General features: G+C 62.1%; 25 protein-coding genes. 23 read left to right on the top strand and 2 right to left on the bottom strand.

Translation table 11 applies throughout. The features are described from left to right. The first annotated feature begins 1 nt into the window (after nt 1). The 8 genes from BT125_RS09385 to BT125_RS09350 all read left to right on the top strand — a co-directional run bounded on the left by BT125_RS09385 (nt 2) and on the right by BT125_RS09350 (nt 7,072). Nucleotides 2-187, top strand: a complete 186-nt coding sequence (locus BT125_RS09385) for a Trm112 family protein (RefSeq protein ID WP_003179363.1) — start codon at nt 2-4, stop codon at nt 185-187. Then, nucleotides 184-948 (top strand): 3-deoxy-manno-octulosonate cytidylyltransferase, encoded by a 765-nt coding sequence (gene kdsB / locus BT125_RS09380; protein ID WP_072406344.1) that lies wholly within the window; start codon nt 184-186, stop codon nt 946-948. Before BT125_RS09385 ends, kdsB begins: the two co-directional genes overlap by 4 nt. Then, nucleotides 948-1,412: a low molecular weight protein-tyrosine-phosphatase gene (locus tag BT125_RS09375; RefSeq protein WP_072406342.1), complete on the top strand. Its 465-nt coding sequence runs from the start codon at nt 948-950 to the stop codon at nt 1,410-1,412. Before kdsB ends, BT125_RS09375 begins: the two co-directional genes overlap by 1 nt. Continuing rightward, entirely contained in the window at nt 1,409-2,428 is a 1,020-nt protein-coding gene (gene murB / locus BT125_RS09370; protein ID WP_072406340.1) for a UDP-N-acetylmuramate dehydrogenase, read from the top strand. The genes BT125_RS09375 and murB overlap by 4 nt, the downstream gene beginning before the upstream one ends. Before the next feature lie 279 nt (nt 2,429-2,707). Further along, on the top strand, nt 2,708-3,178 hold the full coding sequence (locus BT125_RS09365; protein ID WP_060741221.1) for a (2Fe-2S)-binding protein: 471 nt from the start codon (nt 2,708-2,710) through the stop codon (nt 3,176-3,178). Beyond that, nucleotides 3,175-5,490, top strand: coding sequence for a xanthine dehydrogenase family protein molybdopterin-binding subunit (locus BT125_RS09360; protein WP_072406338.1), 2,316 nt, complete (start codon nt 3,175-3,177; stop codon nt 5,488-5,490). Before BT125_RS09365 ends, BT125_RS09360 begins: the two co-directional genes overlap by 4 nt. Beyond that, nucleotides 5,490-6,461: an XdhC family protein gene (locus tag BT125_RS09355; RefSeq protein ID WP_072406336.1), complete on the top strand. Its 972-nt coding sequence runs from the start codon at nt 5,490-5,492 to the stop codon at nt 6,459-6,461. Before BT125_RS09360 ends, BT125_RS09355 begins: the two co-directional genes overlap by 1 nt. 20 nt (nt 6,462-6,481) lie before the next feature. Beyond that, a complete protein-coding gene (locus BT125_RS09350; protein WP_072406334.1) occupies nt 6,482-7,072 on the top strand; it encodes a nucleotidyltransferase family protein in 591 nt (196 codons plus the stop codon). Nucleotides 7,073-7,305: 233 nt separating this feature from the next. Here BT125_RS09350 and rne read toward each other — a convergent pair whose 3' ends face one another. Beyond that, a complete protein-coding gene (rne, locus tag BT125_RS09345; RefSeq protein WP_371857797.1) occupies nt 7,306-10,497 on the bottom strand; it encodes a ribonuclease E in 3,192 nt (1,063 codons plus the stop codon). Nucleotides 10,498-11,196: 699 nt separating this feature from the next. Between rne and rluC the strand changes: the two genes are divergently transcribed. From rluC to BT125_RS09330, 3 genes are read left to right on the top strand one after another with little or no spacing between them, the layout of a single operon-like run. Beyond that, a complete protein-coding gene (gene rluC, locus BT125_RS09340; protein ID WP_060743156.1) occupies nt 11,197-12,153 on the top strand; it encodes a 23S rRNA pseudouridine(955/2504/2580) synthase RluC in 957 nt (318 codons plus the stop codon). Beyond that, entirely contained in the window at nt 12,143-12,805 is a 663-nt protein-coding gene (locus tag BT125_RS09335; protein WP_072406330.1) for an HAD-IA family hydrolase, read from the top strand. Before rluC ends, BT125_RS09335 begins: the two co-directional genes overlap by 11 nt. A 20-nt stretch (nt 12,806-12,825) precedes the next feature. Next, the gene (locus BT125_RS09330) at nt 12,826-13,815 is read left to right on the top strand and encodes a S49 family peptidase (protein WP_072406328.1); all 990 of its coding nucleotides are present in this window, start codon (nt 12,826-12,828) and stop codon (nt 13,813-13,815) included. 125 nt (nt 13,816-13,940) lie between these two features. Here BT125_RS09330 and BT125_RS09325 read toward each other — a convergent pair whose 3' ends face one another. After that, the gene (locus BT125_RS09325; protein WP_072406326.1) at nt 13,941-14,519 is read right to left on the bottom strand and encodes a Maf family protein; all 579 of its coding nucleotides are present in this window, start codon (nt 14,517-14,519) and stop codon (nt 13,941-13,943) included. A gap of 105 nt (nt 14,520-14,624) precedes the next feature. Between BT125_RS09325 and BT125_RS09320 the strand changes: the two genes are divergently transcribed. The 12 genes from BT125_RS09320 (at nt 14,625) to BT125_RS09265 (ending at nt 23,983) form a co-directional block, all read left to right on the top strand. Next, the gene (locus BT125_RS09320) at nt 14,625-15,152 is read left to right on the top strand and encodes a YceD family protein (RefSeq protein WP_003204262.1); all 528 of its coding nucleotides are present in this window, start codon (nt 14,625-14,627) and stop codon (nt 15,150-15,152) included. Nucleotides 15,153-15,165: 13 nt separating this feature from the next. After that, a complete protein-coding gene (gene rpmF, locus BT125_RS09315; RefSeq protein WP_003179396.1) occupies nt 15,166-15,348 on the top strand; it encodes a 50S ribosomal protein L32 in 183 nt (60 codons plus the stop codon). 4 nt (nt 15,349-15,352) lie between these two features. Beyond that, complete coding sequence (plsX, locus tag BT125_RS09310) at nt 15,353-16,363, top strand: phosphate acyltransferase PlsX (RefSeq protein WP_072406324.1); 1,011 nt, start codon at nt 15,353-15,355, stop codon at nt 16,361-16,363. 123 nt (nt 16,364-16,486) lie between these two features. Next, a complete protein-coding gene (gene fabD, locus BT125_RS09305) occupies nt 16,487-17,425 on the top strand; it encodes an ACP S-malonyltransferase (protein ID WP_072406322.1) in 939 nt (312 codons plus the stop codon). Nucleotides 17,426-17,440: 15 nt separating this feature from the next. Continuing rightward, nucleotides 17,441-18,184: a 3-oxoacyl-ACP reductase FabG gene (fabG, locus tag BT125_RS09300; RefSeq protein WP_053123820.1), complete on the top strand. Its 744-nt coding sequence runs from the start codon at nt 17,441-17,443 to the stop codon at nt 18,182-18,184. Nucleotides 18,185-18,375: 191 nt separating this feature from the next. Then, nucleotides 18,376-18,612 carry an acyl carrier protein gene (gene acpP / locus BT125_RS09295; protein ID WP_003175607.1) on the top strand — a complete coding sequence of 79 codons (237 nt, stop codon included), beginning with the start codon at nt 18,376-18,378 and terminating at the stop codon, nt 18,610-18,612. Between the two features lie 109 nt (nt 18,613-18,721). Further along, on the top strand, nt 18,722-19,966 hold the full coding sequence (gene fabF, locus BT125_RS09290; RefSeq protein WP_060741232.1) for a beta-ketoacyl-ACP synthase II: 1,245 nt from the start codon (nt 18,722-18,724) through the stop codon (nt 19,964-19,966). Further along, nucleotides 19,966-20,781 carry an aminodeoxychorismate lyase gene (pabC, locus tag BT125_RS09285; RefSeq protein WP_072406321.1) on the top strand — a complete coding sequence of 272 codons (816 nt, stop codon included), beginning with the start codon at nt 19,966-19,968 and terminating at the stop codon, nt 20,779-20,781. Before fabF ends, pabC begins: the two co-directional genes overlap by 1 nt. A 3-nt stretch (nt 20,782-20,784) precedes the next feature. Further along, complete coding sequence (gene mltG, locus BT125_RS09280; RefSeq protein WP_072406319.1) at nt 20,785-21,945, top strand: endolytic transglycosylase MltG; 1,161 nt, start codon at nt 20,785-20,787, stop codon at nt 21,943-21,945. A gap of 20 nt (nt 21,946-21,965) precedes the next feature. After that, the gene (tmk, locus tag BT125_RS09275) at nt 21,966-22,598 is read left to right on the top strand and encodes a dTMP kinase (protein ID WP_072406597.1); all 633 of its coding nucleotides are present in this window, start codon (nt 21,966-21,968) and stop codon (nt 22,596-22,598) included. Continuing rightward, nucleotides 22,591-23,577, top strand: a complete 987-nt coding sequence (locus BT125_RS09270; RefSeq protein WP_072406317.1) for a DNA polymerase III subunit delta' — start codon at nt 22,591-22,593, stop codon at nt 23,575-23,577. The genes tmk and BT125_RS09270 overlap by 8 nt, the downstream gene beginning before the upstream one ends. A gap of 49 nt (nt 23,578-23,626) precedes the next feature. Further along, the gene (locus BT125_RS09265) at nt 23,627-23,983 is read left to right on the top strand and encodes a PilZ domain-containing protein (protein WP_072406315.1); all 357 of its coding nucleotides are present in this window, start codon (nt 23,627-23,629) and stop codon (nt 23,981-23,983) included. Nucleotides 23,984-23,985 lie beyond the last annotated feature (2 nt).

The raw sequence follows: 23,985 nt of genomic DNA, 5'->3' as shown, positions 1-23,985 counted from the left end.
CATGGACACCAAACTGCTCGATATTCTGGCCTGCCCGGTCTGCAAAGGTCCGCTCAAGCTCAGCGCGGACAAGACCGAACTGATCAGCAAGGGTGCCGGCCTGGCCTACCCGATTCGCGACGGCATCCCGGTGATGCTCGAAAGCGAAGCCCGCACCCTGACTACCGACGAGCGCCTGGATAAATGACCACCGCCTTTACCGTTGTCATTCCGTCGCGCTTCGCCTCGACGCGCCTGCCCGGCAAGCCGTTGCTGTCGATCGCCGGCAAGCCGATGATCCAGCATGTCTGGGAGCAAGCCAGTAAAAGCAGCGCCCAGCGCGTGGTGGTGGCGACTGACGATGCGCGCATCGTCGAGGCCTGCAAAGGCTTTGGCGCCGAGGTCGTGCTGACGCGCGAAGACCATAATTCCGGTACCGATCGCCTGGCGGAGGTCGCGGCGAAGCTCGGTCTTGCCGCCGACGCGATTGTGGTCAATGTACAAGGTGACGAGCCGTTGATCCCGCCGAGCGTGATCGATCAGGTCGCCGCCAACCTCGCGGCCCACACCGAAGCGCGCATGGCCACCCTGGCTGAGCCGATCGAGGATGTGCAGACCCTGTTCAACCCCAACGTGGTCAAGGTGGTCAGCGACATTAATGGCCTGGCGTTGACCTTCAGCCGTGCGACGTTGCCCTGGGCGCGGGATGCATTCGCCCAAAGTCGCGACGTGATGCCGCAAGGCGTGCCGTACCGTCGTCACATCGGCATCTACGCCTACCGCGCCGGCTTCCTTCAGGACTTCGTCGCCTGGGGCCCGTGCTGGCTGGAAAACACTGAAGCCCTGGAACAGCTGCGAGCACTGTGGCATGGCGTGCGGATCCACGTCGCCGATGCGTTGGTGGCCCCGCCGACCGGTGTCGACACCGCCGAAGACCTCGAGCGCGTTCGTCGCCTGCTGGAGGCCTGATGCGGGTTCTGTTCGTCTGTCTCGGCAATATCTGCCGCTCTCCCACCGCCGAAGGCATCTTGCGCCACAAGTTGCGAGAGGCCGGGCTGGCCGGGCAGGTGGAAGTCGCTTCCGCCGGCACTGGTGACTGGCATGTCGGCAAGGCCCCGGACAAGCGCAGCCAGGCGGCGGCCTTGAAGCGTGGCTACGACCTGTCGGCCCAGCGCGCGCAACAGGTGACGCGCGCCGATTTCGCCGCCTATGACCTGATCCTGGCGATGGACAGCAGCAACCTGCGCAATCTCCAGGCCCTGCAACCGGCCAATGCCAAGGCCGAGCTGGATCTGTTCCTGCGGCGCTACGAAGCTGAACTCGATGACGTGCCGGACCCGTACTACGACGGCGAGCAGGGCTTCGAGCAGGTGTTGGACTTGATCGAGCGGGCCACCGATCGCCTGGTGATCGAATTGAAGGGGCGGTTATGACCTGGCAGGTACGGGCGGGCGTCAGCCTCAAACCCTTCAACAGTTTTGGCGTGGACGTTAGCGCCCGGTTGTTCGCCGAAGCCCACGACGATGAGGATGTCCGCCAGGCGCTGGCTTATGCCCGCGAGCATGCCGTGCCGCTGCTGGTGATCGGCGGCGGCAGCAACCTGCTGCTGACCGGCGACATCGACGCCTTGGTGCTGCGCATGGCCAGCCAGGGGATCCGACTGCTCAGCGATGATGGCGAACGGGTGGTGATCGAGGCCGAAGCCGGGGAACCCTGGCATCCCTTCGTCCAACATACGCTGGCGCAAGGCTGGTCGGGCCTGGAGAATCTCAGCCTGATTCCCGGTACCGTAGGCGCGGCACCGATGCAAAACATCGGCGCCTACGGTGTGGAGATCAAGGATGTCTTCGCCGGCCTCACTGCGCTGGATCGCCAGACCGGTGAGCTGAGGGATTTCACCCTTGAAGACTGTCGGTTTGCTTATCGCGACAGTCTGTTCAAACAGCAAGCGGGTCGCTGGTTGATCCTGCGGGTGCGCTTTGCCCTCAGCCGCGCCGCACACCTGCACCTGGAGTACGGCCCGGTCCGCCAGCGGTTGACCGAACAGGGCATCGATCAGCCGACGCCCACGGATGTGAGCCGGGCCATTTGCAGCATCCGCAGCGAAAAACTCCCCGACCCGGCCGTGCTGGGCAATGCCGGCAGCTTCTTCAAGAACCCGCTGGTGCCGGCCACGCACGTAACGTATCTCAAGCAGCAATACCCTGATCTTGTGGCTTATCCACAGCCTGGAGGACAGATGAAGATCGCCGCCGGCTGGCTGATCGAACGGGCCGGCTGGAAGGGCTTTCGCGAGGGGGATGCCGGGGTGCACAAGTTGCAGGCGTTGGTGCTGGTCAACTACGGCAATGCCACGGGCCCGCAACTGTTGGACCTGGCCCTGCGGATCCAGAAAGACATTGCCGAACGTTTCCAGGTCGAGCTGGAAATGGAGCCCAATCGGTACTGAGCGCGGTGGGAGCAAAGCTTGCTCGCGATCAACTGAACAACGCCCTGCCACAATCACGCACAGATCATTTGTGCAGGATTGTGCAGGGCGTTTTGCTTGATCCTGGGTTAATTTAGTTTGCTAACGATGCGATCATCGCATCCTAAAGGCCCGATGCAGACGCCTGCGTGCGCCTGCATAAGAGAGCCCGATCAGCCTGAGCCAGTCTGCGACAACCGACCTGTTACCTAAGCGGCAGATTGCTCGACCCCATAACTCGATCACTATGCGGGCGTGCCCATGATTACCCTGAAACTCAATGGAAAAGACCATCAACTGGATGTGACCGAGGACATGCCGCTGCTGTGGGCTATCCGGGATGTGGCCGGTTACAACGGCACCAAGTTCGGCTGTGGCCTGGGCCTGTGTGGCGCCTGCACCATCCACATCGACGGCGCCCCGGCGCGCAGTTGCATCACACCCATCGGCTCGGTGAAAGGGCAGGACGTCAGCACCATCGACGGGCTTCATGCCGACCCGGTCGGGCAAATCGTCCAGAAGGCCTGGCTCGATACGGCGGTGGCTCAGTGCGGTTACTGCCAGGGCGGACAGATCATGTCCGCCACCGCATTGCTCAAGACCAACCCCAACCCGAGCGATGAGCAGATCGAAGAAGCCATGGTCGGCAACATCTGCCGCTGCGGCACGTATAACCGGATAAAGACCGCGATCCGCCAGGCTTCCACTCACCTGAAGGAGGCCAAGGCATGAGCCGCTTGCCCGATGATTTCGTGCTGAGCAACCTCAGCCGCCGTGGTTTCCTCAAGGGGGCGAGTGCTACCGGCGTGCTGGTGCTGGCGGCCACGTGGGGCCTGCCGGATGCCTTTGCCGAGGAAAAGAAATTCGGCGCCGAGGGCATGCCCCACGGCGCGATCGACGACCCGAAGGTGTACGTCAGCATTGCCAGCGATGGCAGCGTGACCGTGATCTGCAACCGTTCGGAAATGGGCCAGGGCGTGCGCACCAGCCTGAGCATGGTGGTCGCCGACGAACTGGACGCTGACTGGACGCTCGTCAAGGTCAAGCAGGCGCCGGCCGATGAGGCGCGTTTCGGCAATCAGGACACCGACGGTTCGCGCAGCATGCGTCACTGGTACGAGCCGATGCGCCGTTGCGGGGCTGCCGCCCGGACCATGCTGGAACTGGCCGCTGCCGCACAGTGGAAGGTCCCGGTGGGTGAATGCCGTGCCCAACTGCACAAAGTGCTGCACCAGCCGTCGGGACGTGAACTGGGCTATGGAGAGTTGGCCGCCGCCGCCAGTGCCTTGCCGGTGCCGCCCCGTGACAGCTTGCGTCTCAAACCGCCATCCGAGTTCCGCTACATTGGCAAGGAAGCGAGCCGGGCCATCGATGGCGCGGACATCGTCAACGGTCGTGCGGTGTTTGGTGCCGATGTGCATTTCGATGGCATGCTCTATGCGGTCATCGCGCGTCCGCCGGTCTATGGCGGCAAGGTCAAGAGCGTGGACAGCGGCGCGGCGCTGAAGGTACCGGGCGTGGTCAAGGTGGTCCAGATAGAGGGACGTCCGCTGCCCTCGGAATTCCAGCCGTTGGGCGGCGTAGCGGTGGTGGCGAAGAACACCTGGGCGGCGATCAAGGGCCGCGAGGCGCTGAAAATTCAGTGGGACGACGGCCCGAATGCCGGTTATGACTCCATTGCCTATCGCAAGGAACTGGAAGCGGCCGCCCTCAAGCCTGGAAAAGTCGTGCGCAGCAGCGGTGACCTCGACGATGCGCTGGCCAAGGCTGATTCGACGTTGGAGGCGTCGTATTACTTGCCGCACCTGTCCCAGTCCCCCATGGAACCGATGGTTGCCGTCGCCCGGTTCAAGGACGGCCAATGCGAGGCTTGGGCGCCGAGCCAGGCACCGCAGGTGACCCGTGAACGTGTCGCCGAACGCCTGGGTATTCCTTTCGAGAAGGTCACGGTGAACATCACGTTGCTGGGCGGCGGTTTCGGACGCAAGTCGAAACCCGACTTTGTCGTCGAGGCGGCGGTCCTCGCCAAGGAGTTTCCCGGCCAGGCAGTACGGGTGCAATGGACCCGCGAGGACGACATTCATCACTCGTATTTCCATACTGTATCGGCCGAATACCTCAAGGCCGGCCTGAACCAGGACGGCATGCCGTCCGGTTGGCTGCACCGCACCGTAGCGCCGAGCATCACGGCACTGTTTGCACCGGGCATGACGCATGAGGCGCCGTTCGAAATAGGCATGGGCGTGACCAACATGGCCTACGCCATTCCCAACCTGCGCCTGGAAAACCCCGAAGCGGTGGCCCATGCCCGGGTGGGCTGGTATCGCTCGGTGTCGAACATTCCTCACGGTTTCGCAATCCAGAGCTTTATTGACGAACTGGCCCATAAAGCCGGCCAGGATCCGCTGAAGTACCAGGTCAAATTGCTCGGGCCGGACCGTAAGATCGATCCGCGTACCTTGAGCGAAGAATGGAACTACGGCGAATCCCCCGAGCGTTACCCGATTGATACGGCGCGGATCCGCACGGTGCTGGAAACCGCCGCGAAGGCCGCCGGTTGGGGCCGGAAGCTGCCCAAGGGCCGTGGCCTGGGGCTGGCGGTGCACTATAGCTTCGTCACCTACGTGGCGGCGGTGCTCGAGGTGGAGGTCAAGGACGATGGCACGGTGATCGTGCACAAGGCGGACATCGCCGTGGACTGCGGCCCGCAGATCAACCCCGAGCGCATCCGCTCCCAATTCGAAGGCGCCTGCGTCATGGGCCTGGGCAATGCCATGGTGGGCGAAATCAGTTTCAAGGACGGCAAGGTGCAGCAGGACAATTTCCATATGTACGAAGTGGCGCGCATGTCCCTGGCGCCCAAGGAAGTGGCCGTGCATCTGGTCACGCCGCCGGGTGAGGTACCGTTGGGGGGGGTTGGCGAGCCGGGCGTGCCGCCGATTGCGCCGGCCCTGTGCAACGCGATTTTCGCCGCCACCGGCCAGCGTATCCGTAACCTGCCTGTGCGTTACCAGCTGCAAGGCTGGCAACAGGCCAAGGCCTGATGGACAGCGTCGATCTGAATGTCCTGCGCAGCGTGCTCGAGTGGCGCCGCGCCGGGCAGCGAGTGGTGTTGTTCACCGTGGTCCAGACCTGGGGCACTGCGCCACGGCCGCCGGGGGCGATGCTGGCCCTGCGCGAAGATGGCGTGGTGATCGGTTCGGTGTCGGGCGGTTGTGTCGAGGATGACCTGATCGCCCGGCTGCACGACGGCCGTATTCCGGCGGACGGTCCGCCGGTGCAACTGATCACCTATGGCGTCACCCGCGAAGAAGCGGCGCGCTTCGGCCTGCCGTGCGGCGGCACCCTGCGCCTGACCGAAGAGCGGGTGGGCGATCCACAGTGGGTCGCCGAACTGCTGGAGCGCTGCGAAGCCCATGAAATTGTTGCCCGTGAACTGACGGTCGCCAGCGGCAACGTGGTCCTGACCCCGGCCAGCAAGACCGACGCCCTGGTGTTCGATGGACAGGTGCTGCGGGCCATTTACGGTCCGCGTTGGCGGTTGCTGCTGATCGGTGCCGGGCAACTGTCGCGCTACGTGGCGGAAATGGCCCGGCTGCTGGACTTCGAAGTGCTGATTTGCGATCCGCGCAAGGAGTTCGTCTATGGTTGGGAGGAGCAGCATGGGCGCTTCGTCTCGGGGATGCCCGACGAAGCCGTGTTGAGCATCCAGACCGACGAGCGCACGGCCATTGTGGCGCTGACCCATGATCCACGCCTGGACGACATGGCGTTGCTCACGGCCCTGGACTCCAAGGCGTTTTATGTCGGCGCCCTGGGTTCGCGGGTCAACAGCCAGAAACGCCGGGACAACCTGGCTCAGCTAGGCTTGTCTGCGGAGGCGATTGGCCGCTTGCACGGACCGATCGGCTTGCACATCGGCAGCCATACCCCGGCGGAAATCGCCTTGTCGCTGCTGGCCGAAATCGTGGCCATCAAGAATGGCGTGGAACTGCGGCAGAAAAAAACGCCGTAAGCCGTGGGTAAGGAGGGCGTATGAGCGAGTCGATTGGCGTGATCATCCTGGCGGCCGGAACGGGCAGCCGCTTTCGCCGGATTGCAGGCCCTGGCAAGGATAAATTGCTCGTCGATTGCATCGGGCGTGACGGTGCCGTGCGCTCGGTGATCGAGCACGTGCTGGTGAATCTGCCGGCCTTTCTGGAAAGGCGCGTGCTGGTGACGCGCAAGGACCGGCCGCAAGCCATTCGCATGGCCCAGGCCTATGGCTGCGATTTCGTGGAGCTGGACTCCCCTGGCTTGGGCGACAGCATTGCCGCCGGTGTCCAGGCCTGCCCTGAGCTTGATGGCTGGCTGATGGTGCTGGGCGACATGCCCTTCATCTTGCCGTCGAGCATCGAGCAGGTGGTGGCGGGGATTCGCGCGGACGGCATCAGCGTGCCGGTCCTGGCCGGTGAGTACGGGCATCCGGTTGGATTCGGTCGTGGGTTTGGGCCGAAACTGATGGCATTGACCGGCGATCGGGGGGCCAAGGTGTTGTTTGCCGGGGCGCAAGTGGTCGAAGTGCCGGTGGACGACCCTGGCGTGACGTGGGATGTGGATGTGCCAGAGGCACTGGTCTTCAAGTAATAGCGATGCAGCAGATACCTGTGGGAGCGGGCTTGCTCGCGAATCGGTGTGTCAGCTTGCGAAGATGTTGGATGTACCCAAGCCTTCGCGAGCAAGCCCGCTCCCACATTGGATCTTCAGCGGATATGCCTTGTGCCAAGACTCGGCTTCCGCAGAGTTATGTGGATAAGTCATGAGGCATAAAAAAGCCCCGCCTGGGGTTACCAGGCGGGGCTTTTTACTGGGCGGTGGAATCAGGCGTGAGGTTTAGGCTCGTGCTCTTTTTCCAGGGCTTCAGGGTGACGCGGCGCGATTTCTTCAGTGGTGTGCTGAGGTTCGTCGAACGTCGGAGCTGATTCAACCGGGGTTTCGGCGACCGGGGCAGGGGTTGCCTCGGCGACTTCTTCCACGACTGGAGTTGGCTCGGCAGCAGGCGCTTGAGCGGCGGCAGCGGCAGCTTGTTCGGCTTCCTTCTGCAGACGCTCGGCTTCACGCTTGCGACGACGCACTTCACGTGGATCGTTCGGTGCACGGCCATTCGCGGTCAGGGCGCTGGCAGGTGCAGGCTCTTCCACCGGGGCAGGGGCTTCGGTAACCACCGGCGCCTCGACCACTGGAGCAGGCGCGATCACTTCTGGCTCGACCGCTTTCACGGGCTCTGGGGCCGGCTCAGGCTCGACAACAGGTGCCGGTGCGGCTGGCTCGGCGGCCCAGTTGAACGCAGTCTGCTCTTCGCGGACAGGCTCTGGTGCCTTTTCCTCGGCCGGTGCTTCGACGACCGGTTCAGCAGCAACGATTGGAGCCTCGACGACCGGTGCAGGCTCGGCGGCGACTTCGGCTTCAGGCTGGGCGTCATGGGCCGGTGCGAGTTCCACTTCTGGCGAGGCGGTGGCTTCTACCGGGGTGGTGGCTTCGATCACTGGCGCTTCGACCGGCGCGCTTTCCACCGCAGCGGTGGCACGTTCGGCTTGTTCGTGAGCCTGGGCTTCAGCCGTGGCGCTGATCGCGCTGCTGGCAACGGCCGCAGTCACGGCCAGGCCGGCGGCCAGGTCCGCGGCGCTTGGCGCTTCGGTGTTCTCGGTGGATTCGGACTCTTCCGAACCTTCGATCACGTTGCCGTTGGCGTCGCGCTGACGTTCACGACGGTTGCTGCGACGACGCTGGCCACGGGAGCGGCGGCGTGGACGATCGCCTTCGGCGGTGTCCTGGCCATCTTCCTGCAGTTGCTCTTCGGCGTTCAGCACTTCTTCTTCGCTGGCAGCGGCGGCTGCCTGCTCGGCGCGTGGCTGGCGTTCTTCACGTGGAGGACGCGGGGCGCGTTCTTCACGAGGCTGGCGGGCTGGACGCTCTTCAGCGGTGGCGGCAGCCACAGCCGGAGCGGCATCCAGTGGCTCGCGCAGTTCACGAACACGTTCTTCGCGCTCGCCACGTGGCTTGCGGTCTTCACGCGGTGCGCGTGGCTGACGTTCTTCGCGCGGCGGACGCGGTGCGCGTTCTTCGCGGGCTACGGCTGGCGCTTCCTCACGGGCTTCGCGCGGCTGGCGTTCTTCACGCGGCTCACGTGGCGCACGTTCTTCACGCGGTGCACGTTCTTCGCGAGGCTTGCGCTCTTCATCGCGACGACCGTTGCGGTTGCGGGTCTGCTGGCGACCGTTGCGGCGTTCTTCGTTGCGGGCAGGACGCTCGGTAGCGGCAGGTTTGGCGACGACGGCCGGGGTAGCGGGTTCTTCCTTGGTGGCGAACAGGCTGACCAGCGACTTCACCAGGCCTTTGAACAGGCTTGGTTCGGGGGCTGCGGCCGGGGCGGCAACCGGAGCGGCCACTTCGGTCGGAACCGGAGCGTTGGCGCGGGCCGGAGCAGTCTTGACCGCGGCTTCCTGGCGAACCAGGGTGCGAGTGGCGGCGGCCGGCTGGACTTCTTCCACTTCGGCGGCGGCAGCAGCGATTTCGTAGCTGGACTGGTTGGTGTGGGCTTCCGGGCTGTCATCGCGCAGGCGCTGCACTTCGAAGTGCGGTGTCTCGAGGTGATCGTTCGGCAGGATGACGATGCGGGCGCGGGTGCGCAGTTCGATCTTGGTGATCGAGTTGCGTTTTTCGTTGAGCAGGAACGCGGCTACCGGGATCGGCACCTGGGCGCGAACTTCGGCGGTGCGGTCTTTCAGGGCTTCTTCTTCGATCAGGCGCAGGATCGCCAGGGACAGCGACTCGACGTCACGGATGATGCCGGTGCCGTTGCAACGCGGGCAAACGATGCCGCTGCTTTCGCCCAGGGATGGACGCAGGCGCTGACGGGACATTTCCAGCAGGCCGAAGCGCGAGATGCGACCGACCTGTACGCGGGCGCGGTCGGCTTCCAGGCATTCACGGACCTTTTCTTCCACGGCGCGCTGGTTCTTGGCCGGGGTCATGTCGATGAAGTCGATGACGATCAGGCCGCCGATGTCGCGCAGGCGCAACTGACGGGCGATTTCCTCAGCCGCTTCAAGGTTGGTCTGCAGGGCGGTTTCTTCGATGTCGCTGCCTTTGGTGGCGCGGGCCGAGTTGATGTCGATGGACACCAGGGCTTCGGTCGGATCGATGACGATGGAGCCGCCGGACGGCAGTTCGACGACGCGCTGGAAGGCGGTCTCGATCTGGCTTTCGATCTGGAAACGGTTGAACAGCGGAACGCTGTCTTCGTAGAGCTTGATCTTGCTGGCGTACTGCGGCATCACCTGGCGAATGAAGGTCAGGGCTTCATCCTGGGCTTCGACGCTGTCGATCAGCACTTCGCCGATGTCCTGGCGCAGGTAATCGCGGATGGCGCGGATGATCACGTTGCTTTCCTGGTAGATCAGGAACGGCGCGGAACGATCCAGCGAGGCTTCTTTGATGGCGGTCCACAGTTGCAGCAGGTAGTCGAGGTCCCACTGCATTTCTTCGCTGCTGCGGCCCAGGCCGGCAGTGCGCACGATCAAGCCCATGTCGGCTGGCGCGACCAGGCCGTTGAGGGCCTCGCGCAGTTCGTTGCGCTCTTCGCCTTCGATGCGGCGGGAGATGCCGCCGGCACGCGGGTTGTTCGGCATCAGGACCAGGTAACGGCCGGCCAGGCTGATGAAGGTGGTCAGGGCAGCGCCCTTGTTGCCACGTTCTTCTTTTTCCACCTGGACAATGACTTCCTGGCCTTCGCTCAGGACGTCCTTGATGTTGACGCGGCCTTCAGGGGCCTTCTTGAAGTATTCGCGGGAGATTTCTTTGAGGGGCAGGAAGCCATGGCGCTCGGAGCCGAAATCGACAAAGGCAGCCTCAAGGCTTGGTTCGATGCGAGTAATCCGGCCTTTATAGATGTTGGCCTTCTTCTGCTCGCGTGCACCGGATTCGATATCCAGGTCGTAGAGGCGCTGGCCGTCTACCAGTGCAACACGCAACTCTTCGGGTTGAGTTGCGTTAATCAGCATTCTTTTCATGTAGTACCGTCGGTTTCCGGGCTGCCGGAAACGGCGTTCGGCACACACGACTTCTCACGGTCGGTGTCAGGTGCGTCCTGGAGATGGCGAGGCCATTCCAGTGTCCAGCGAGTTCGGCCCAATGATGGCGAAGTCGCGACGGACGCGTCCTGCTTGCTGGTACTCAAGCACTCAGTCAGGAGGAGGAATCAACCGGCGTCTGTGGACGAGATGAAGCGTCTAAATATAAGCCTAGTGCTACACAGTCCGACGGTTGTACGTCTCCACCCTACACGTATCCCTGATAATTCGGGTGCTGCCGCGCGCAGAATCCGCAGCGGGTTGGCATTTACCGTGAGCTCCGGAAGGGGAGGTCACGCATCATGGCTAATTTAGGCGTTGTTTCCGAAGCTCTCGCTCGGGGTCGTTCGCAGCTGACTGCACTTTGTGAACTGGCCGTGAATGTGGCGCGCAAGGCGAGTCAAAACTCTGCTTTGCGGCGTATTTCAGGCCTCATGTCACCTGCGCTCGTTACACCTGAAAACTCTACCGTTACGTAGCGAAAGCCCCGTAGGACGGCCTCTCGTCCTCGTGAATTGCGTTGGTCAGGGCCGGTTTTTGACCGCTGGTCCACTGTCCAGCCACTTTTGGCGGCGTTCGCGACTATAGCAGCAATGATTAAGTGCTTCAATTCCATAAAAAATTGTTATGATCGCCGCCATGACAACTACCGCCCCTTCGACCCCTGGCGTTCAACTGCTGGAGGTCTCGCCGGAATATGCCGGCCAAAGAATCGATAATTTCCTGCTGGCCCGGCTCAAAGGCGTGCCCAAGACCTTGATCTACCGCATTTTGCGCAAAGGCGAAGTGCGTGTGAACAAAGGTCGGATCAAGCCCGAATACAAGCTCCAGGCCGGTGATATCGTGCGCGTGCCGCCGGTTCGCGTGCCCGAGCGCGATGAGCCGGTGCCCTTGGCCCAGGGATTGTTGCAACGCCTTGAAGCCTCGATCGTTTACGAAGACAAGGCCCTGATCGTGATCAACAAGCCCGCGGGCATTGCGGTTCACGGCGGCAGCGGCCTGAATTTCGGTGTGATCGAAGCCTTTCGTCAGTTGCGTCCGGACGCCAAGGAGCTGGAACTGGTCCATCGCCTCGACCGCGACACTTCCGGCCTGCTGATGATCGCCAAGAAACGCAGCATGTTGCGCCATCTGCACGAGCAATTGCGCGGCGATGGCGTCGACAAGCGCTACATGGCGCTGGTGCGTGGCCGCTGGGAAACCTCCATCAAGCAAGTGCGTGCGCCGCTGCTCAAGAGCAACTTGCGTTCCGGCGAGCGCATGGTCGAAGTCAATGAGGAGGGCAAGGAGGCGCTGACGGTGTTCAAGGTATTGCGCCGTTTCGACGACTTCGCCACCTTGGTCGAGGCCAAGCCTGTGACCGGGCGCACGCATCAGATTCGTGTCCATACCCTGCACGCCGGCCACTGCATCGCCGGTGACAGCAAATACGGCGATGACGATTTCACCAAGGAAATCCGCGACTTGGGCGGCAAACGCCTGTTTCTCCACGCCTATATGCTCACCGTGCCGCTGCCCGATGGCGGCGAGCTGAAATTGCAGGCTCCGGTGGATGACATGTGGGCCAAGACCGTGGAGCGGTTGAGTGCATCCTGACTACAAATTGCTGATCTTCGATTGGGACGGCACTCTTGCCAATTCCATCGGTCGGATCGTGGAGTCGATGCATGTCGCATCGGATCGCTCGGGTTTTGCCCGATGCGACGATTTTGCGGTGAAGGGCATCATCGGCTTGGGATTGCCGGAAGCGATTCGCAGTTTGTACCCGGAGATCGACGACGATGAGCTGGTGGTTTTTCGCCAGCACTATGCCGATCACTACATTGCGCTGGAGGCCGAGCCTTCGCCGTTGTTCGAGGGCGTGGTTCATACCCTTGAAACCTTGAAGGGCGAGGGTTATCGCTTGGCGGTCGCGACCGGCAAGGCCCGTCGCGGGCTGGATCGGGTATTGAAGGCCCATGGTTGGGACGATTATTTCGATATCACCCGTGCCGCCGATGAGACGGCCAGCAAGCCGCACCCGCTGATGCTCGAGCAGATACTGGCTCATTGTGGGGTGCAGCCTGCGCAGGCGTTGATGGTGGGGGATTCTTCGTTCGACCTGCAGATGGCGCGCAATGCCGGCATGGGTTCGGTGGCTGTCAGCTACGGTGCGCAGTCCATCGAAGCACTCAAGGCGTTCGAGCCGCTACTGGCGATTGACCATTTTCCTGAATTGCACGCCTGGCTGAGCCGGCGCGCCGATTAAAGTCTGTTGAGGATGCATGTATGACCGATGAATGGAAGGCACCGGCCAAGGCGAGCGCTGACAACGGTGACGAAAAAAGCTGGAAGCTGCTGGAAAAGACCCTGTTGGCCGGGGTGGAGGAGCAGCGTCGTGCGCGCCGCTGGGGGATCTTCTTCAAGTGCCTGGTCTTCATCTACCTGTTTTTCGGCTTGGCGATGATCTTCCAGGCGGTTGATGGCAAGCAGAGTCCGGGAGGTGGTTCGGCCTATACGGCGGTCATCGACATCGAAGGCATGATTGCCGACAAGGAAGCGGCCAGTGCGGACAATATTATCGGCAGCCTGCGGGCCGCGTTCGAAGATTCGAAGGTCAAGGGCGTGGTGCTGCGTATCAACAGTCCGGGTGGCAGCCCGGTGCAGGCTGGCTACGTCTATGACGAAATCGTCCGCTTGCGCGCGGCGCATCCGGATATCAAGGTCTACGCGGTGATTTCCGACCTCGGTGCCTCCGGTGCCTATTACATCGCCAGTGCGGCGGACCAGATCTATGCCGACAAAGCCAGCCTGGTGGGCTCCATTGGCGTGACGGCGGCGGGTTACGGCTTTGTCGAGACGCTGGACAAGCTTGGGGTGGAGCGCCGGGTCTATACCGCCGGCGAGCACAAATCCTTCCTCGATCCGTTCCAGCCGCAAAAGCCTGAGGAAACGGCGTTCTGGCAGGGCGTGCTCGACACTACCCATAAGCAGTTCATCGCCAGCGTCAAGAAGGGGCGGGGCGAGCGCCTGAAGGACAAGGAGCATCCGGAGCTCTTCTCCGGGCTGGTCTGGTCGGGCGAGCAGGCGTTGCCGCTGGGCTTGATCGATGGCTTGGGCAGCGCCAGTTCGGTGGCTCGGGATGTGATTGGCGAGAAGGAATTGGTGGATTTCACCATTGAAGAGTCGCCGCTCGATCGTTTCTCGAAAAAGCTGGGCGCCAGCATCGCCGAGCGTCTGGCGATGTGGATGGGGTTCCAGGGGCCGGCGTTGCGCTGATTGCCTTGGAGTTTCAATGCAGGGTAGGCCGACAGCCCCTCTGTGGCGAGGGGATTTATCCCCTCGCCACAAGTTTTGTATTTACAAGTTTTGTATTTGGCTGGGGTTGCTCTCAATGCCAGGCTTCAGGGGATTTGCACGCCCTCGGCCAGTAACATGTCCACCAGGCGAATCAGCGGCAGCCCGACCAGGCTGGTGGCGTCCGGTCCTTCGGTGCTCTGGAACAGGCTTACGCCCAGCCCCTCGGCCTTGAAGCTGCCGGCGCAATCGTAGGGTTGCTCGGCGCGCAGGTAGTGTTCGACGCGCTCCGGATCCAGGGTGCGCATATTGACTGTAAATGCAACGCAATCGACCTGGCAGGCGTCTGTCCGGCTGTTGAGCAGTGCCAGGCCGGTCAGGAACGTGACCTTGGCGCCGCTGGCGGCCAGCAGTTGTTCGCGGGCGTTCTCGAAGGTGTGAGGCTTGCCCAGGATGCGCTCGCCGAGCACGGCGACCTGGTCTGAGCCGATGATCAGGTGCCCTGGATGGCTTGGCGCCAACGCCAGGGCTTTTTCCCGGGCCAGGCGCTTGACCAGTTCGAGGGCGGGTTCGCCGGGGCGATGGCTTTCGTCGATATCGGGTGAGCTGCAGACGAACGGCAGTCCCAGGCGGGCGAGCAATTCCCGGCGATAGACTGAGCTTGAGGCGAGTAATAAAGGCAGCATGAGCATCTCCAGGAGTCGGCGACGAATTCTATCGAGGCACGCAAGTGACGGACAGGGCTGAATTTCCTTTGACATGGCCGGGGGCATCCCTATAATGCTGCGCCTATGTTGAATGACCCGATTCCACCTCACGTTGACCCGCGCAAATTGGCTGACCGTGGCACCACCCTTCAAGGTGAACTGCTGCTGGCCGATTTGAAGAGACTCTGCGACCCGCTTTCCGACGATGTCGGTACGGTCCAGGCCAAATTCGTTTTTGAACGAGATGAACGTAAATCTGTGGTTATCCACAGCTTTATCGACACTGAAGTCAAAATGGTTTGCCAGCGTTGTCTTGAGCTGGTCACCCTGCCGATCCACAGCGAATGCAGTTACGCCGTGGTGAAGGAGGGTGCGAATACCCAGTCGTTGCCGAAAGGTTATGACGTGCTGGAACTGGGCGAAGATCCATTGGATCTGCAGTCACTGATCGAGGAGGAGCTTCTGCTCGCCTTGCCCATTGTGCCTGCTCATCATCCGGAAGAATGCCAGCAGCCGGCGGGAGCAGATGAGCCCGAACCGAGCGAGGACGAGGTAACGCGGTCCAACCCGTTCAGTGTATTGGCGCAGTTAAAGCGTGACCCAAACGTTTAGGAGTTAATCAATTATGGCTGTTCAGCAGAACAAAAAATCCCGCTCTGCCCGTGACATGCGCCGTTCGCACGACGCTCTCGAGGCTAGCACCCTGTCCGTAGAAAAGACCACCGGTGAAGTTCACCTGCGTCACCACGTATCGCCAGAAGGCGTATACCGTGGCCGTAAAGTGATCGACAAGGGCGCCGACGAGTAATCACTTGTCCGCTCAAGTCATCGCGATTGACGCAATGGGCGGGGACTTCGGTCCCCGCAGCATTGTTCAGGCCAGCCTTGCTTGTCTGAATGCCACACCCTCGCTGCACCTGACCCTCGTCGGTCAATCCCCCCTCCTGGAAGACATGCTCAGCGGCCAATCGGCTGTGGATCGCGCGCGCCTGACGATTGTCCCGGCGTCCGAAATCATCACCATGGACGAAAAGCCGGCCCAGGCCCTGCGCGGCAAGCCTGACGCCTCGATGCGCGTGGCCCTTGAGCTGCTGCGTGATGGCAAGGTCCAGGCCTGTGTCAGTGCTGGCAATACCGGTGCGCTGATGGCGCTGTCACGCTATGTGCTCAAGACCTTGCCGGGTATCGACCGGCCCGCGATGGTGGCGGCGATTCCGACCCAGCGTGGGTTCTGTCAGCTGCTCGACCTGGGGGCGAACGTCGATTGCAGTGCCGAGCATCTGCTGCAGTTTGCGGTGATGGGCTCGGTCGCGGCTGAAACCCTGGGCATCGTCCGTCCTCGCGTGGCGTTGCTGAACATCGGCACCGAAGACATCAAGGGCAACCAGCAGGTCAAGCTGGCGGCCACGTTGTTGCAGGCTGCGCGGGGCATCAACTACATCGGTTTCGTCGAAGGCGACGGTTTGTACCGTGGCGAGGCCGATGTGGTGGTCTGTGACGGTTTCGTGGGCAATATCCTGCTCAAGTCCAGCGAGGGGCTGGCGACCATGATCGGCCAGCGCATCGAGACCTTGTTCAGGCAAAGCCTCGCTTCGCGGGTGGTCGGTGCCCTGGCGCTGCCGTTGATGCGTCGCTTGCAGGCGGACCTGGCGCCGGCGCGGCACAACGGTGCGAGTTTCCTCGGGCTGCAAGGTATCGTGATCAAGAGTCACGGGTCGGCGGGCGTGCAGGGTTTCCAAAGTGCGATCAACCGAGCGGTGATCGAGATCCAGGAGAACCTGCCGGAGCGCTTGCACGGTCGCCTCGAGGATTTGTTAACTTAGGCGTTTTCGTCCGACAATGCTTAAATGTGACCGGTCGGTTCAACCCGCCATCCAACTTTCAGTTTGCTAGCGCCCCCAGGGGCGTCAATTTTTGACGACAAGATCATTAGGGGCTTTGTTTTCATGTCTGCTTCCCTCGCATTCGTCTTTCCAGGACAGGGCTCGCAGTCCCTCGGCATGCTGGCCGAGCTGGGCGCGCAATACCCGCTGGTCCTCGAAACATTCAAAGAAGCTTCCGATGCGCTCGGCTATGACTTGTGGGCACTGACCCAGCAAGGGCCGGAAGAGCGGCTCAATCAAACCGATAAAACCCAACCGGCCATTCTCACCGCCTCGATCGCCTTGTGGCGCCTGTGGCTGGCTGAAGGTGGCGCGCGCCCGGCATTCGTCGCCGGTCATAGCCTGGGCGAATACAGCGCCCTCGTGGCCGCTGGCAGCCTGAGCCTGGGTGCCGCGGTGAAACTGGTGGAGCGTCGTGGCCAGTTGATGCAAGAAGCCGTTCCGGCCGGGCAGGGCGGCATGGCCGCGATCCTCGGCCTGGAAGACGCCGATGTACTGGCGGCCTGTGCCGAGGCGGCGCAAGGCGAAGTGGTCAGCGCGGTGAACTTCAACTCTCCGGGCCAGGTGGTCATCGCCGGGGCCAAGGCGGCAGTCGAGCGTGCCATCGAGGGCTGCAAGGCCCGTGGTGCCAAGCGCGCCATGCCATTGCCGGTCAGCGTGCCGTCGCACTGTGAACTGATGCGTCCGGCCGCCGAGCGCTTTGCCGAGTCCATCGCGGCCATCGATTGGCAGGCCCCGCAGATTCCGGTGGTGCAGAATGTCAGCGCCGACGTGGCGCCTGATCTCGAGACCTTGAAGCGTGATCTGCTGGAACAACTCTACAAGCCGGTTCGCTGGGTCGAATCGGTGCAGACCCTGGCAGCCAAGGGCGCGACCGAATTGGTCGAGTGCGGTCCTGGCAAAGTGCTGGCAGGCCTGAACAAACGCTGCGCCGAAGGCGTGTCGACTTCCAACCTCAACACCCCAGATGCCTTCGCTGCCGCCCGTGCAGCGCAGGCCTGAACAGGAGAAGCTTGCATGAGTCTGCAAGGTAAAGTTGCACTGGTGACCGGTGCTAGCCGTGGCATCGGCCAGGCCATCGCCCTGGAGCTGGGTCGTCAAGGCGCCATCGTCATCGGCACCGCGACTTCCGCTTCGGGCGCCGAGCGTATCGCCGCGACCCTGAAGGAAAACGACATCCAGGGCACTGGCCTCGAACTGAACGTCACCAGCGACGAATCCGTTGCGGCGGTGCTGGCAAGCATCCAGGAGCAGTTCGGTGCGCCGGCAATCCTGGTCAATAATGCCGGTATCACCCGCGATAACCTGATGATGCGCATGAAAGATGACGAATGGTTCGACGTCGTCGACACCAACCTGAACAGTCTGTACCGGCTGTCCAAGGGCGTTCTGCGTGGCATGACCAAGGCTCGCTGGGGTCGAATTATCAGTATCGGCTCGGTTGTGGGTGCCATGGGCAACGCAGGCCAAGTAAACTATGCTGCGGCGAAGGCCGGTCTGGAAGGTTTCAGCCGTGCGCTGGCGCGTGAAGTGGGTTCGCGCTCGATTACGGTAAACTCGGTTGCACCGGGTTTCATCGACACCGACATGACCCGTGAACTGCCGGAAGCACAGCGCGAAGGCTTGTTGACACAGATTCCGCTGGGTCGTCTGGGGCAAGCTCAAGAAATCGCGTCCGTGGTCGCTTTTCTTGCTTCGGACGGTGCGGCATACGTGACCGGGGCTACAATCCCGGTGAACGGCGGGATGTACATGAGTTAAATGTGACGGATTGCTTCAAAAAAATGTCATACGAGCTGTCTAAAATCCGTTATAAAGCTGCAATCAATTTATAGACGGCGGGCCGCGGGGTTTGAGGAGTGAAGCTTTCGGTTGAAAAACCGAAAAGTTCTTCTATACACTTACCCACCGGCCAGCTGCCTGAATTTGTCCATTAGGAGTGAAAACAAGGTATGAGCACCATCGAAGAGCGCGTCAAGAAAATCGTTGCCGAGCAACTGGGCGTTAAAGAAGAAGAAGTTGTGAACACCGCTTCCTTCGTAGAAGACCTGGGTGCCGACTCCCTTGACACCGTTGAGCTGGTGATGGCTCTGGAAGAGGAATTCGAGACCGAGATTCCTGACGAAGAAGCTGAGAAGATCACTACTGTACAAGCTGCTATCGACTACGTTACCAGCCACCAGGCGTAATCGTATTCAGTCGTCGCTAGCTGTCATGGAAAAAACCGCACTGCCGTCACGGCGTGCGGTTTTTTCTTTAGGCCTGATGCAAAGTCGTCATTAGAAAAAGGAGAGTGCTGTGTCGCGTAGACGCGTCGTAGTCACCGGTATGGGTATGTTGTCGCCACTGGGTACGGATGTGCCGAGCAGTTGGCAGGGCATTCTGGCTGGCCGCAGTGGCATTGGTCTGATCGAACACACCGACCTTTCTGCCTATTCCACCCGTTTTGGCGGCTCGGTAAAGGGCTTCAATGTCGAGGAATACCTGTCGGTCAAGGAAGCCCGCAAGCTCGACCTGTTCATTCAATACGGCCTGGCAGCCGGTTTCCAGGCAGTGCGTAACGCTGGCCTGGAAGTCACCGACGCCAACCGTGAACGCATCGGCGTGGCCATGGGTTCGGGTATTGGCGGTTTGACCAATATCGAAGAAACCAGCCGCACGCTGCACGATTCGGGGCCGCGACGGATTTCTCCGTTCTTCGTGCCGGGCTCGATCATCAATATGATTTCCGGTTTCCTGTCCATCCACCTGGGTGCCCAGGGGCCCAACTACGCCATCGCCACGGCGTGCACCACCGGTACTCACTGCATCGGCATGGCCGCACGCAACATCATGTACGACGAAGCCGACGTGATGATCGCCGGTGGCGCTGAAATGGCCGCATGCGGTCTTGGCATGGGCGGTTTCGGCGCGTCCCGTGCGCTGTCGACCCGCAACGACGAGCCCGCCCGCGCGAGCCGGCCATGGGACAAGGGCCGCGATGGCTTCGTACTGTCCGACGGTGCCGGTGCGCTGGTGCTCGAAGAGCTGGAACACGCCAAGGCGCGCGGCGCGACCATCTATGCCGAACTGATCGGCTTCGGCACCAGTGGCGACGCGTACCACATGACCTCGCCACCGGCCGATGGCGCCGGTGCGGCCCGTTGCATCGCCAATGCCTTGCGTGACGCGAAAATCAACGGCGAGCAGGTGCAGTACATCAACGCCCACGGTACTTCCACACCGGCCGGCGACTTGGCCGAAGCCCAGGCGATCAAGACCGTGTTCGGCGAGCACGCCTACAAGCTGGCGGTCAGCTCGACCAAGTCCATGACCGGTCACCTGCTGGGTGCGGCTGGGGCGGTGGAAGCGATCTTCAGCGTACTGGCGATCAACAGTCAGACGGCGCCGCCGACCATCAACCTCGATGAGCCGGACGACGGCTGCGACCTGGACTTCGTACCGCACACTGCCCGCAGCATGGACATCGATGTGGTGCTGTCCAATTCCTTCGGCTTTGGCGGGACCAACGGTTCGCTGGTGTTCCGCCGGTTCGCCGGTTGATGGAAAGCTGGGTCGACGGTCAGCCAGCCGACGTCCTGTCGCTGAAAGATCGCGGCCTGGCTTACGGGGATGGGTTGTTCGAAACCATCGCCGTGCGCGGTGGCAACCTGCTGTTGCTGGAGCGTCACCTGCAGCGCCTGGACGCAGGTTGCCAGCGGTTGGCGCTCAACGTCGACATGAGCGCGTTGAGCGCAGAGCTGGACGCCTACGCCCGCTGCCTGGGCGACGGCGTGGTGAAGTTGATCGTGACCCGTGGCGACAGCCTGCGCGGTTATGCCGCTGATCCTTCGACGCCGGCCAGGCGCATCCTGCAAGGCAGTCCGCCAGCCGCCTATCCCGCCGTCCATGGCGACCAAGGCATTCTTCTGTTTCCCTGCACCGTGCGTTTGTCCGAGCAGCCCTTGCTCGCCGGGCTCAAGCACCTCAATCGCCTGGAACAAGTGCTGGCTCGTGCCCAATGGCGCGATACGCAGTACGCTGAAGGCTTGATGCTGGACGCGTCCGGACGAGTGATCGAAGGTGTGTTCAGCAACCTGTTCCTGGTGCGCGATGGCGTCTTGTTCACGGCGGACCTGAGCCGTTGCGGTGTGGCCGGCGTGATGCGTGCCGAATTATTGTTTCAAGCCAAGTCACAAGGCATCGCCACGCAAATCAGCGACATCAGCCTCGAACAACTGCACCAGGCCGATGAAGTCTTCGTCTGTAATAGCGTTTATGGTGTGTGGCCGGTGCGCGGATGCGGTTCGGCGCGCTGGTCGGTTGGCCCGCTCACCCGTAAACTGCAGACCCTTGCCCGTGCGCTATTGGATGTTTGATTCGTGAGACGTAAATTCTTGCTGCTGCTGGAGACCGGACTGGTCCTGGCAGGGCTGTTGTTGGGTGCTTCGGCCTGGAAGATTCATTCGGCGCTGCAACAGCCGCTGAACATCACCCAGGAAGAATTGCTGGACGTGCCCAACGGGACCACCCCGACCGGAACCCTCAAGCGCCTCGAAGCCGATGGCTTGATCAAGGACGCTTTCTGGCTGCGGATCTATTGGCGCTTCAATCTTGCCGACCAGCCGTTGCACTCCGGCGAATACCGTATGGTGCCAGGCATGACCATGGAAGGCCTGATCGCCGTCTGGAAGCGCGGCGAAGTGGTGCAGTACAGCGTGACGCTGGTGGAGGGCTGGAATTTCCGCCAGGTGCGCGCCGCGCTGGCCAAGGATGAGAAGCTCCAGCAGACCCTCGCCAACCTGAGCGACAGCCAGGTCATGGACCGTCTCGGTCATTCGGGCGTATTTCCCGAAGGCCGGTTCTTCCCGGACACCTATCGCTTCGTGCGCGGTACCTCGGATGTCGACCTGCTGAAGAAAGCCTACGACCGCCTGGAAGACGTGCTCGCCAAAGAGTGGGCACAGCGTTCCGCCGATGTGCCTTACACTTTGCCGTATCAGGCGCTGATCATGGCATCCCTGGTGGAGAAGGAAACCGGCGTGCCCCAGGAACGCGGACAGATTGCCGGCGTCTTCGTACGGCGCATGCGCCTGGGCATGCTGCTGCAGACCGATCCCACGGTGATCTATGGCTTGGGCGAGCGTTACACGGGCAAGCTCACTCGCGCCCATTTGAAGGAAGAAAACCCCTATAACACCTATCTGATCCCGGGCTTGCCGCCGACGCCGATCGCGATGGTGGGACGCGAAGCGATTCACGCCGCATTGAACCCGGCGCCGGGCAACAGCCTTTACTTTGTCGCCCGTGGCGATGGCAGCCACGTGTTTTCCGATGACCTGGAGTCGCACAACAACGCGGTGCGCGAGTTCCAGCTCAAGCGCCGTGCCGACTACCGCTCCAGCCCGGCCCCGGCAGCGCCGGACGAGCAGGCGCCGATCCCGGCGGCTTCGCCCGACACGGCACCCGAAGCGGTGCCCCAGGTGCCGCCCCAGGTACCGGCCCCCGAACCGGACGCCAGCGAGCCACCGAGCCCGCAATGACTTTGATTAAGGATCGCCCCGTGACTGGCTTGTTTATAACGCTGGAAGGCCCGGAAGGCGCCGGCAAGAGCACCAACCGCGAATACCTGGCCGAACGCCTGCGGGCCGCCGGCATCGAGGTGGTATTGACCCGTGAGCCGGGTGGTACGCCGCTGGCCGAGCGCATTCGCGAGGTACTGCTGGCTCCCCTTGAAGAGGTCATGAACCCTGACACTGAGCTGCTGCTAGTGTTCGCTGCCCGGGCGCAACATCTGGCCGAGGTGATTCGCCCGGCGCTGGCCCGTGGCGCGGTGGTGCTCTGCGATCGTTTTACCGATTCGACCTACGCCTACCAGGGCGGCGGCCGGGGTTTGTCCGTGGAGCGCATCGCCGCGCTGGAGACCTTCGTCCAGGGTGACCTGCGACCAGACCTGACCCTGGTGTTCGACTTGCCAGTGGAAATTGGCCTGGCCCGCGCCAGCGCCCGTGGCCGGCTGGATCGGTTCGAGCTTGAGGGCAAGGATTTCTTCAATGCCGTGCGCAATGCCTTCCTGGAGCGCGCCAAGGCCGATCCGGCGCGTTACCTGCTGATCGATGCCGCGCAGCCGCTGAGCCAGGTCCAGCAATCCCTGGATGGCTTGCTGCCACGTTTGCTGGAGCGTGTCCGTGGCTGAAGCCTATCCCTGGCAAGACGGTCTTTGGCAGCAACTGGCCGGTCGTGCCCAGCATGCCCACGCCTATCTGCTGCACGGCCCGGTCGGCATCGGCAAGCGGGCACTGGCCGAACGCCTGATGGCCAGCCTGCTGTGCCTGCGTCCCGGTGCTTCGAACGCCTGTGGAGAATGCAAATCCTGCCTGCTGCTCAAAGCTGGTAGCCATCCCGACAATTACGTGCTGGAACCGGAAGAGGCGGACAAGGCGATCAAGGTCGACCAGGTCCGGGACCTGGTCAGCTTCGTGGTTCAGACCTCGCAGATGGGCGGGCGCAAAGTGGTGCTGATCGAGCCAGTCGAGTCGATGAACATCAACGCCGCCAACGCCTTGCTCAAGAGCCTCGAAGAACCCTCCGGCGATACCGTGCTGCTGCTGGTCAGCCACCAGCCGAGTCGCTTGTTGCCGACCATCAAGAGTCGCTGCGTGCAACAGGCCTGTCCGTTGCCGAGCGAAACGATGAGCTTGCAATGGCTGGCCCAGGCCTTGCCTGACAACACCGATGAAGAACGTATCGAGCTGCTGACCCTCGCGGCCGGTTCGCCCCTGGCGGCTGTCAGCCTTCAGGCCCAAGGCGTGCGTGAACAGCGGGCCTTGGTGGTGGATGGGGTGAAGAAACTGCTCAAGCAGCAGCAATCCCCCACGCAGTTGGCCGAGGGTTGGAACGCCATTCCGCTACTCCTGCTGTTTGACTGGTTCTGCGACTGGTCGAGCCTGATCCTGCGTTACCAGTTGACCGAAGACGAGGCGGGCCTGGGGCTGGCGGATATGCGCAAGGTGATCCAGTACCTGGCGCAAAAAAGCAGCCAGGATAAAATCTTGAACATCCAGGACTGGATTCTTGCCCAACGGCAGAAGGTGCTGAGCAAGGCGAACCTCAATCGGGTGCTGTTGCTCGAGGCATTGTTGGTGCAGTGGGCGAGTTTGCCTGGTCGAAACTGACAGACACGGCCTAGCTACTAAACTCAGCTCAACCGCAGCGGAGATCAGCATGAACGAACCTGTCAGTCCCGGCCCACGTAACGGCATCCTGTCCCTGACCATCAAGGACAAGTCGGTGCTTTACGCCGCCTACATGCCTTTCATCAAGAATGGAGGCCTGTTCATACCGACCAACAAGAATTATCGCTTGGGCGATGAAGTGTTCATGCTCTTGAGCCTGATGGACGAGGCGGAGAAAATCCCGGTCGCCGGCAAGGTGATCTGGCTGACCCCCAAGGGCGCCCAGGGCAATCGGGCCGCCGGCGTAGGCGTGCAGTTCAACGACGGCGACAATGCGGCTCGCAATCAGATCGAAACCCACTTGGCCGGCTCCCTGAAGTCCGACCGTCCCACCCATACGATGTAGCC

The sequence above is a fragment of the Pseudomonas sp. NFACC04-2 genome (assembly GCF_900119265.1).
GTDB lineage: Bacteria > Pseudomonadota > Gammaproteobacteria > Pseudomonadales > Pseudomonadaceae > Aquipseudomonas > Aquipseudomonas fluorescens_AA.
This window is presented reverse-complemented; position numbering and strand designations above follow the sequence as displayed.